Raw genomic sequence first — 1,500 nt, 5'->3', positions numbered from 1 at the left:
CCTCGCGCCGCGCGGCGGGCGGCGCGTGCTCGACGGTGAGCAGCAGCGCCGCGCCCGCCTGGTCCAGGACGTCCCGGACGCGGCCGGCGGGCCAGCTCCCGTCGGCCGGCACGTACAGCGCCCCGACCAGCTCCAACGCCAGGAACGCGGCCAGCACCTCGACGCGGCGCTCACCGCCGACCCCGACGACCGTGCCGGGCTTGACGCCCTCGCGTTCCAGCAGCGCGGCGAACCGCCGCGCCTCCAGGGCCAGCTCGGCGTAGCTCAGCGAGCGCCGCCCGTCGGCCACCGCCGGACGGTCCCGCTCGGCGGCGAACCGCTCCACCCGCGTGATCACGGGGTCGTCGATGTCGAGGCCCCGGTCGCGGATCATCCCGTGCCGCGCGGCCAGCTCGCGGGCGCGCGCGATCTCCGCGGCCGGGACGTCCAGCTCCGGCAGCGCCCCGACCGGCAGCAGGCGGTCGCGGACCGGCAGCCCAGCGTTCATCGTCACCCTCCGTGATGTGGCGGCGCTCACCCGTCATCACCGGAAAATCCACCCGATCCGAACCGGTTCCCGGCGCGGGAGAATCTTATGTCCGGCCCCGGCCAGTCCTGCCGGGTTTCTGTTGCATAACCACCCTACCGGCCGGTAAGCCGGGGGTTGCGGGAGAACATGCTGCTAGGTACCGTGATGATCGGCCACGGTTCGACCAGATGATCGCGGCACAGTTCGGGGGAAGCCAGGAGAACGGCCGGAAATTGCGTTCGAGCCATTCAAGCAACGGATCGGCGAAGGGCCTTCTCATCCCTTTCGCCGCTTTGTCGTTCCCGCTTCCGCCGGCCAACGAGATCGGTTTTCTCCCCAGGGTGGCAGCGTGCCCATCATCACCTCGCCGCAGGACTTCAACGTCGAGGACCTCTACGTGGACCTCGGTCCCGTGCTCGACGTCCCCCTGTTCCTCAAGTGCGAGGGGTTCAACTTCGCCGGCTCGGTGAAGCTCAAGGCCGCCGCCGCCATGGTGGAGGCCGCCGAGCGCGACGGACTGCTGCGCCCCGGCTCGACCATCGTCGAGTCGTCCTCGGGCAACCTCGGCATCGCGCTCAGCATCATCGCCGCCGACCGCGGCTACCGCTTCCTCTGCGTCACCGACCCGCGCTGCAACCCCGCGTCCATGCGGGTGATGCGCGCCCTCGGCGCCGAGGTGCTGGTCATCGGCCACCAGGACGCCAACGGCGGCTACCTCGCCAGCCGCATCGCGCACGTCCGGCAGCTCTGCGCCGACCTGCCCGACCACGTCTGGCTGAACCAGTACGCCAACCGCAACAACTGGCTGGCCCACTACAACGGCACCGCCCCCGCGATCGACCGCCGCTTCCCGGACCTGGAGGTCCTGTTCGTCGGCGCGGGCACCACCGGCACCCTCATGGGCTGCGCCCGCTACTTCCGCGAACGCGGCCGCCCCGTCACCATCGTCGCGGTCGACGCGGTCGGCTCGGTCACGTTCGGCGGCCTCCCCG

General features: G+C 71.6%; 2 protein-coding genes. One reads left to right on the top strand and one right to left on the bottom strand.

Annotated features, from left to right (window positions below):
- Positions 1–487, bottom strand: a 487-nt coding sequence (locus tag AB0J52_RS40180; RefSeq protein ID WP_500188435.1) for an AMP-binding protein, incomplete at its 3' end; no start/stop codon positions are given.
- 370 nt (positions 488–857) lie between these two features.
- Here AB0J52_RS40180 and AB0J52_RS40175 point away from each other — a divergent pair.
- On the top strand, positions 858–1,500 hold a 643-nt coding region (locus tag AB0J52_RS40175), incomplete at its 3' end, for a pyridoxal-phosphate dependent enzyme (protein WP_500188434.1).

Origin of the sequence: Spirillospora sp. NPDC049652 (genome assembly GCF_040675125.1) — a bacterium.
GTDB lineage: Bacteria > Actinomycetota > Actinomycetes > Streptosporangiales > Streptosporangiaceae > Spirillospora.
The sequence above is the reverse complement of the archived record's forward strand: the minus strand, read 5'-3'. Positions and strand labels throughout refer to the sequence as shown.